Source organism: Shimia haliotis (assembly GCF_900114415.1).
In the GTDB taxonomy this organism is placed as follows: Bacteria; Pseudomonadota; Alphaproteobacteria; order Rhodobacterales; family Rhodobacteraceae; genus Shimia; species Shimia haliotis.
This window is the reverse complement of sequence record NZ_FOSZ01000016.1, coordinates 1-8,541: the sequence shown is the minus strand read 5'-3', so window position 1 is coordinate 8,541 and position 8,541 is coordinate 1. Positions and strand designations below refer to the sequence as shown.

The window sequence follows — 8,541 nt, the reverse complement described above, 5'->3', positions numbered from 1 at the left end:
ACGGTGTTGCAGGACTTGTCCCAGCTGAAAGCGCATTACCCAAATTCATGGGAAACCTTTCTTGGCAATGCAGGGATCATCGAGGCATTTGGCAACGCCGATATGACCACGCTCGACTATCTCTCTAAACGAATGGGGCAATCGTTATCGGTGCAAGTCCAACCTGAAAACACGTCCCTACAATCTCAACAGGGTGGCGCAACTGGTGAACGTGAAACCATTGTCAACGTGCCATTGCTTGCGCCCTATGAGATAGCTCTCGCCTTCGGTCGAAAGAAAGGTAACAAATTGGTACTGATGGCTGATGAAAAACCATTCGGCCTTAACCGTGTGTTTTGGAAGGATTTGCGGTGATGGCTAAACAACTGAATTTAAGCGCAACATGGCATGACGATACATTGCGGGTTGCATGGAACGACGTGAAAGCAAACGATCAAAACAAGTCCATTCAGTGGGTCATTGGTCTCGTTTGGTTTCCGCTCTTTCTGGTATCAATGTTCACTGCCGTGAGTGGTGGAGGATTTGCCTTTATGGGCATTCTCATGGTTGCGCTAATCGTGACGGTCATCTGGTTTCGGTCGGGTTCTACGACAGTCCCAAACCATGTAAATTTTGGCACTCAAGCCGTCACATTTAAGGGGCGGAACTATGCGACAACAGAAATCACGCGCTTCGATTATGGCGTGAAATCTCAGCTAACTGGAATTACTCCACAGAAGGATGGCAACGGAAATTCAATGTCTGATCCTTCGCTCATTCGCATGTGGATCAACGACTCTGCGCCTGTAACTATTTCTGAAAACAACTGGTCATTCGATGTTTGTCATGAAATCCGCGATGCTTTGGCAAAGGCTCTTGATGCTATCCGTAACGTCGAAAAGAAACAGTCACAGGAAAAAGAGTTTGGCGAGGTGAACGGCGATTTTGGGATGCCTGATTACTGATCCCGATTAGAACACGGTTCGCGTTGCTCACGCTCCAAACCCCCTCTCTTCATTGTCATGCGGGGGCTGTGTCGCCTAATCAGGATGGGGATGATTTCTAGTGCCTGTCCGTCGGGTCGCTTTCGCTGATCCCGAAAAGAGCCGTGACAGGTTGTCCGTCAAGGGTGCGTAGCACAGGCAAAGCCTGCTTGCCCTTGATGGATGTTCTGGCATGGATCAGGGATCAATTCAGCGAAGGCCGTCCTGATGGTTTGAAGGCACGTCGCCCCTGTCCAGAGGTAAGCTAGAGCGAACCTTAGCCCCGCGCATCCCTTTGGGATGCACATAGGGGCAGAGCATCCGCCTGTGGCGGATTCCTTTTAGTCATAACTTTGCCGTTTGTGTCCCCTCTAGACACTTATCCACATGCTCCGTGTGTTGTTCTATGTGTTCTATATGGTGTTCCCCCCTAAATCCCTGAATTGAATCAATAAGTTAATCTGATTGGGGGGGAGAAAATCGGCAAAAATGGTCATTCAGGGGGAGAAAATCGGCAAACAGGGGGAGAAAATCGGCAAAACATCTCGAACCATTCAGGGGGAGAAAATCGGCGAGGGTTTGCTTGCTTTAAGGGGAGGGATGAAAAACAGCTTGCTCCCCCTTGGGATTCTGGCATCATCGATTCATGGAGCAAAAAGAACTTGCGCTTTCCCTGTTTGAGGAAAGCGAACTTGAGGGCATACAGGCAACAGGCAATCCGTGGATCGTAGAGCGCGACGATCCCGCAACTGTGCCTGTGCCTCTGCCAATCGTCATAACGAACGTGCAAGGCCCATACACCGCCAAGGATCGCAAATTATGGACGTTCCTGCTTCATGTCGCCTTTGAGGAATTAGGGCAACAAGGCGGACACTCGGTCGCGATCAAAGACATCAATGCGGTGTTTCGTGCCTTAGGCGGTGAGCATTCGACGGACTGGATTTGGGCAAGTGCAAAGCGTCTGGCGCAAACCACCGTTGAATTTGAAGTGACCTATAACGATGAACGTTATGACACGGTAACGAACATCTTTACGGCCTCCGTCCCACGCAAAGGCAAGCGCGGATCAGAATTGCATTTCTGGTTTCCTGAACCGCTGATCCCGATCATCAAAGAGCCTTTGCGCTTTGCCCGTCTGAGGGTGCATTTCCTGATCAAGCTATCGGGCAAATATGCGGTCACGCTGTATGAAATACTTGAAGGATTCGCCAACCGTCGCGATGGCGAATGTCGTGTCACCATCGAAGAATTGCGCCGATGGCTGAAAGTGCCTGACGGTAGCTACAAGGATTGGAAGGACTTCAAAAAATGGGTTTTGCGCCCTGCCATGGAACAGATCAACGCTGACCCTCTGGGGGCAGGATTTACGGTTGAATATGAACCACTACGCAAAGGCCGTTTCTATCATGAAATCTGTTTCAAGCTGACCAAAACACCGCAACGCATCCAACAGGAGCGCGACATTCGCTCGGCAAAATCTAAGAAAATGCGTTTGGCCGATTTGAAGGCCAAGGGACGCCCTGCCCTCACCTCGGCCATGATCGCCCGTGCAGATAACGAAACGCGCCACACGCTCGATATGGGCGAGGTAGAACGGCAATTCTGGGCGCACTGGGAAAGCAAGGGGCGCAAAGACCTAAAGAGCGTCGGCGGCGCGTTCATGAACTTCACAAAGCTCAAGTACAAACAGTCTTTAGGACGGGCATAGAACCGTATATTCCTCTCGGTCAAAAACAGTCGATAGATCAAGCACAGCCAAACTCAGGTAAAAAAATGTCCAAGTGTCCATTTTGCAAAACAAATCTCAACACGGGAGCAACAACATGCGCGGCTTGCGGCGCTTACAAACAGGATTACGGAAAAGGATTGAAAAATCACTATATACAAACAGGAATCGCCGCCTTGGCTCTGTCCTGCATTTTTTTGGCTTGGGGAATATTACCTGACCCTGAAGACCCCGCAGCCATAGCATTCGTTGGTGTATTGCTCGGTATTCCCGCAGTAGGAAGCCTCCTATTCGGAGTCATAACATCGTTTATAAAACCGACTTGGGTCGCGAAAAACTAGAGCATCGGTGGCGTATCAGAAAAACTGTGAAGCTAATTGAGCACAGGGTCGCAAGCACATGAGAGCCGATAGCCCGTAATGTGCCTATTTGCCTGCCCTCTTTGACACATTATGCGAATATGCCATCATGCGGTTAGTAACTGGGGCAACACCAGTATTAAAAACCGCAACCACACCCCCACACGGGAGCAAGGTATACAGGCATGAAACTATCAGCGAACCAAGCCTCTAAAGAGGCAGGAAAAACGAAGAAAACCATATTAGATGCAATAAAATCAGGGCGATTGAGCGCGACAAAGAACGACAAGGGGCACTGGGAGATTGATCCCTCTGAATTAGAGAGGGTGTACCCGAAAACTGGCACTAACCACCCCACAGAAACCGCAACTACGCCCCCTATAGAAAACCACGAAAACCGTATAAAAATCGCGGAGTTAGAGGCGGAAGTTAAAGCGCTTCGACGTGAGGTGGAACGCACGGACATGGAACGAGAAAGAGAGCGTGAAAACCTATCCCAACACATCGAAGATATGCGCACCGCCATGGCACGCCTAACGGATCAGAGAGAAGGGCAGGGGGGGCGTCGGTTCTTCGGCCTGTTGCCCGCGAAGTCAGGTTGAATTGTGGATAAAGCCACAAATCCCTATCCACGGATGATGACTTAATATAGCATGCCGCACCATGACACATATGAAACCACTTTCGATTCAGCCTATCCCATATCAAGGTAGTAAGCGTTCACTCGCTCCGAGAATATGCCAACTCATCCCAGATGGCATAGAGACACTTTATGAGCCGTTCGCGGGTTCTGCGGCTATCACCATCTATGCCGCAACCCACGGCAAGGCGGAAAACTTCGTGATTGGTGACAGCTTCGGTGTGCTGATTGACCTGTGGGAAATGATCATTGATAGCCCAACAGAACTCTCCGAGAAATATAGTGAGCTATGGCATGGCCAATTGGACAACCCACAGCACTTCAACGAAGTCCGCTCGGCTTACAACCAAGAAGCTGATCCAGTGCAACTCCTGTATCTGGTTGCAAGGTGCGTAAAAAACGCTGTGAGATTTAACAAGCATGGTCACTTTACACAGTCCGCCGATAAACGACGCACAGGCATGAAACCTGACAAAGTAACCCGAACGGTTCATGCTGTTAGCAAACTTCTGAAAGGCCGTGTGCAGCTCTACAAAGGAGATTTCACGACGTGCATTAGTGATGCCTCGCCTGCTGATTTTGTCTATATGGACCCACCTTATCAGGGAACCTCTTATGGGCCAGATAAACGCTATGCCGCCCAATTGGACCGCGACACGTTGATTGAAGCACTACATGGCCTTGATGTTAGAAACGTACCTTACGTCCTATCATATGACGGTCGGACGGGTGACAAAACCTATGGCGATCCACTGCCTAATTCAATCAAGGCAACCATGCTAGAAATTAGCGCGGGACGGTCATCACAAGCGACCTTGAATGGTAGTGATGCGATGACCGTTGAAAGCCTTTATGTGTCACACGGATTAGAGCTTCTTGATATGAATATGCCTGCCCACAAAGAACAGAACCGCCTACTCGCGTAACTTCTGTTTTATTAGCGCAGGAACTTCCATTGACAGTGCCTGCGCCTCGGCTTTCAGCTTTTCATAGTCCTGTACTTCTTCGCCTGTCCAAACGATGTCTGCCCGCCGCGACTGCGTTTCAGCTATGTGGTCATAATCCTCTGGAAATGCCCAAAAACACCGCCGACAAATTTGAGGGTCATGCTTGGTGATGAGATTGTCGCAATGTTCACATGACCAGCTTTTTGCACGATTAGACGAGGCATCCAGTAGCATAAATTCTGCGGGATCAAGTTTAGCTCCACTGTTGTCGTCGCCTATCACCTCATAAGGTATGCGGTGGTCAATCTGTAAATATCGCTCGTCCAATCCTTCACCTGTAACGGCATCGCGTGCACCGTACATCTCTATCAAGTCCTGCTTGAACCGCTTAGGAAACGCCTTGCGCCCACCAATTCGGCCACGTTTTATCTTTGATACGTCATCAAACGTATATGCGCCCATGCGACGCCCAGTCTTGGGACTGATGACGTTGTGGGTAATGAGTGGAATGCCGTTTTCTCGAACGTCGCGAATAGCACGGGGCGGATGGTCATATCCGTATAAATCGCTCAATTCTTCGTTGGTGATGATGCCATGTTCTAGAATATGGTCAATGACAGTGCGTGCACGTTTAGCCTCGATACTGAGGCACAAAGCAAGCAAGGCAGGGTCGATTAGGCTTTGTGGTGTGCGCTGTATTTTATCGAGGTCAGCCATCTTCCCTCAACAATTCTACGGGCGCTATTTCAAGAGCCTTCGCAAGAGCTTCTAAAGTGGCAACGGTGATATTTCGTTCTGAACGCTCAACCGAACCAACATAGGTTCTGTGATACCCGCAAAGGTCAGCAAATTCTTCCTGAGACAGTCCCATCTGCAAGCGCCGCTTGCGTACATTAGAGGCTATAACCTCTTGTAAATGCGAAATGTCTTTAGTGGATTCTACCATCCGACAATGGGAACACTGTGATGACTTTTGGTCTACAGACTATTGCTATCTTTACGCAACTTTCGCATTTTCACGGCTCAAACTTTCGACCGCCGTCGCGCTTACGCCTTCGGGCGCGTTTGCGGGTCTTCTTTTGGATCTCGCGGATCTTGTCCTCGCCCAATTGCTCCCGCGTGATCTGGTCGATGGTTTTGCGTTTACTGTGATCCTTGCGACGGTCGGCCGTCTGTTCAAAATCCTTGCCTGACTTGTCGCGTGGCCGCTCCTGCCATATCTCAGCGGATTTGGCCTTGGTGTCGTCATAGGCGCGTTGATCCTGCGCCTCGTGTGAGGCCTTCAACTGGTCATGGTCATACTGCCACGCCTTCCGCACCTCGCGAGACGCATCGGCAATGCGATTTTTGTGTTCCTGGCCTAACTGCTTTTTTTCACGCTCCTGGTCGCGCACAAAATCAGCCCGCAATGCCCCGTCATTAGTCACGGCTTGCAGAAATCCGATGATTTTGCTCCGCCCACCTCGCGTCATGGCGAACCCTAGGCGGTCGAAAAATCCCGCGTCAAAGTTCTTCAGCTCATAACGCTGTTTCTTGAATAGGTCGCGCCACTTGGGCTTAAAGAGGGCTTTGATTTCCTCTTTGCGTTGGGCTGTGCGATTTTCCTTCTGTTGCCACAGGGCGTCATATTGCCCTTTGCGATCTGCCCGCGCTTTCGCACGGTCAGCGCGGAAGGTGTCCCAAATATCTTTGGTTTGGGATTTCTTCCACGCCCGCCAATCCTGCGGGCTTGGTGATTGATCTTTGATATACTCACCGCCCTTGCGCTTTTCGCGGTTCTTCTTGCGCTCTGGACAAAAATGAAGCTCACCCCGTTGCTCGCGATATTCATGCGCCCAGTCCGACAAAATCAGGCGGTCATTGCTCATGGTCGATGCCTTGCCCGTGGTCGGACAAACGCGGTTCACCATCACATGTACATGGCAATGGTCGGTGTCGTTATGGCCGATAATGACGGCCTGTCGATCGGAGACGCCAAGGCGCTTTAACGTCGCCTGAACGGCCTCTAGCTGCTCAGCCTTGGTTGGGGTCTCGGATGGATGCCAAGCGAGGCTGTAGCAGTACACAGGGGTTTGCAGGGGGCGTCCGCCCTTGATGCCTGCCTGTTGCTTCAACTGGTTGGCATGGGTGGCCGTGTCGATCATGTGCGCGATGCCTCGATCCGCGTCATTGGTCGGCAGGTTCACCGTCTCGGTGAAGGCCACACGATCATTGGTCGATGCGCCTTTATCGTGGAGGTAATAAAGCCCCGCGCCCTTAAAGCTACGGCCTGATTTGGCGACTCTTGGGATCATGGTTCAACCATTGGTCAAAGAGGTGATCAAGCTTGGCACACACGGCCAAAAGCTCGGCAGGCGCGACGGTTTTTTGCGCGTTCATCGCCTTGGCAATCTGGTTCAGATTGACACCGATACGGCGCAAATCGTCACGGGTAGCAAAATCAGGCGCAGTCGATTGTTGCACGGTGACGGACTTGCCAAGGGCAGAGGCACGAACAAACGCGGTGACGGTTGTTTCGCCTCGCTCGGCCTTGGCGTTGAGTTGTGCCAACTCAACAGGGGAAAGGGACACACGCACGGATTCCGTGCGTCGTTTGGCGGGATCGATCTTCGGTCGTGCCATGTCGTGTCCTTTCTCCCAAGCTGGGTTTTTAGGGGGTGGTGCTAGACCCCCTGAACGAGACGTTGTAACCATTGGTTGCGGCGGTTTATAGGAACTATAAACATATCTCGCTACTCTCTTAGTTTGACAAATAAGGGTCAACATTTTCTTAATGCGCGTAACAGTTGCACAAACCCATTTGTAACCGAGGATTGACGTTGATTAGTTTCGAAGACCTGCCGCGCGGCCTCCCCCGTGAAATTTCTCAGAAAGACAGTGCGCCCCGTGCCCTTTGGGTGCCACCCGAAGGGCTGGCACAATCCGAACGATGGGCACCCAAACCAACGGCACCGCTTGTTGGACAAGACCGAAACGGCGAATGGATTTGCCTTGATGATGACCGGCATTTGTTGACCGTAGCAGGCTCACGCGCCGGCAAAGGCGTCTCGGTCATCCTGCCCAACCTCGCAATCTACAAAGGGTCGGTTTTGGTGCTCGATCCCAAAGGCGAGAACGCCACCCTAACAGCAGAACGCCGCGGCCGTGGTCGTGGTGTTCCTGCGGGCGGTTTGGGGCAAGATGTATTCGTGCTCGATCCATTTGGATGGGCAAACGTTGACGACGAGTATCGAGCAGGATTCAACCCTCTGGCCGATCTTGATCCCGCCGATCCGCTCTTTGTCGATCATTGCGACAGCATCGCAGATGCACTTGTCGTATCTGAGCAGGGCAAAGAAAACGACCACTGGAGCGCAAACGCTCGCCTCGTGCTCAGAGGATTCAACGCATGGGTGGCGTCCAAACCATCGGGGAAACGGGATCTGGTCGAGGTCAGCCGCCTGCTGCATCTTCCCCTATCCCCCCCAGCCGATGAAAATGGAAAACGCCCTAAGCCAAACCCCGACGCCTATTTTGATGATCTTCTGGACGCCATGCTCGATGACCCTGATCGCGCATGGGGCGTCACAGCGGCGGCGGCAGGTGCGCTTTTGTCCATGGGACATGAAGAACGCGGCTCTGTCCTATCTACGGTGCGCCAAAACATCCTGTTCTTGTCATCCCCACAAATGGCAAAAATGCTGTCCGACACGGGCAGAGAACCTGACCTCAAAGCATGGAAATTCGGCGGGCAATCAATCTATCTCTGCCTGCCTGCGGGCTTCCTGCACACCCATGCTCGTTTCTTCCGCCTATTCCTCAATCGGATGCTGGCGGCAGTGGAAGCGACGCCACCTGTCCCGCGTGACGACCCCAAAGGGCTGATGATCCTCGATGAAATACACGTCCTCGGCCATATGAAAGCCCT

10 protein-coding genes are annotated in these 8,541 nt (G+C 51.7%); 6 read left to right on the top strand and 4 right to left on the bottom strand.

What is annotated here, in order from left to right; genetic code table 11:
* The 5 genes from BM069_RS19545 to BM069_RS19525 form a co-directional block, all read left to right on the top strand.
* Positions 1–354 (top strand): TraM recognition domain-containing protein (locus tag BM069_RS19545; RefSeq protein WP_170846804.1); only part of this gene is annotated, 354 nt, incomplete at its 5' end.
* The gene (locus tag BM069_RS19540; protein ID WP_139216263.1) at positions 354–944 is read left to right on the top strand and encodes a hypothetical protein; all 591 of its coding nucleotides are present in this window, start codon (positions 354–356) and stop codon (positions 942–944) included. The genes BM069_RS19545 and BM069_RS19540, both read left to right, overlap by 1 nt.
* Before the next feature lie 664 nt (positions 945–1,608).
* Positions 1,609–2,670, top strand: coding sequence for a replication initiation protein (locus BM069_RS19535; RefSeq protein ID WP_139216262.1), 1,062 nt, complete (start codon positions 1,609–1,611; stop codon positions 2,668–2,670).
* A gap of 562 nt (positions 2,671–3,232) precedes the next feature.
* A complete protein-coding gene (locus BM069_RS19530) occupies positions 3,233–3,649 on the top strand; it encodes a hypothetical protein (protein ID WP_093326214.1) in 417 nt (138 codons plus the stop codon).
* Between the two features lie 61 nt (positions 3,650–3,710).
* On the top strand, positions 3,711–4,613 hold the full coding sequence (locus BM069_RS19525) for a DNA adenine methylase (protein WP_212611571.1): 903 nt from the start codon (positions 3,711–3,713) through the stop codon (positions 4,611–4,613).
* On the opposite strand, the gene BM069_RS19520 is transcribed toward BM069_RS19525, so the two are convergent.
* The 4 genes from BM069_RS19520 to BM069_RS19505 all read right to left on the bottom strand — a co-directional run bounded on the left by BM069_RS19520 (position 4,602) and on the right by BM069_RS19505 (position 7,256).
* Positions 4,602–5,351: a hypothetical protein gene (locus BM069_RS19520; protein WP_212611570.1), complete on the bottom strand. Its 750-nt coding sequence runs from the start codon at positions 5,349–5,351 to the stop codon at positions 4,602–4,604. The two genes, BM069_RS19525 and BM069_RS19520, sit on opposite strands and share 12 nt — an antisense overlap.
* Positions 5,344–5,580 (bottom strand): helix-turn-helix domain-containing protein, encoded by a 237-nt coding sequence (locus BM069_RS19515; protein ID WP_093326211.1) that lies wholly within the window; start codon positions 5,578–5,580, stop codon positions 5,344–5,346. Before BM069_RS19515 ends, BM069_RS19520 begins: the two co-directional genes overlap by 8 nt.
* Before the next feature lie 70 nt (positions 5,581–5,650).
* Positions 5,651–6,928, bottom strand: coding sequence for a relaxase/mobilization nuclease domain-containing protein (locus BM069_RS19510; RefSeq protein WP_093326209.1), 1,278 nt, complete (start codon positions 6,926–6,928; stop codon positions 5,651–5,653).
* The gene (locus BM069_RS19505) at positions 6,897–7,256 is read right to left on the bottom strand and encodes a plasmid mobilization protein (RefSeq protein WP_170846803.1); all 360 of its coding nucleotides are present in this window, start codon (positions 7,254–7,256) and stop codon (positions 6,897–6,899) included. Before BM069_RS19505 ends, BM069_RS19510 begins: the two co-directional genes overlap by 32 nt.
* 197 nt (positions 7,257–7,453) lie before the next feature.
* Between BM069_RS19505 and BM069_RS19500 the strand changes: the two genes are divergently transcribed.
* The coding region (locus BM069_RS19500; RefSeq protein WP_170846802.1) for a type IV secretory system conjugative DNA transfer family protein at positions 7,454–8,541 on the top strand (1,088 nt) is incomplete at its 3' end.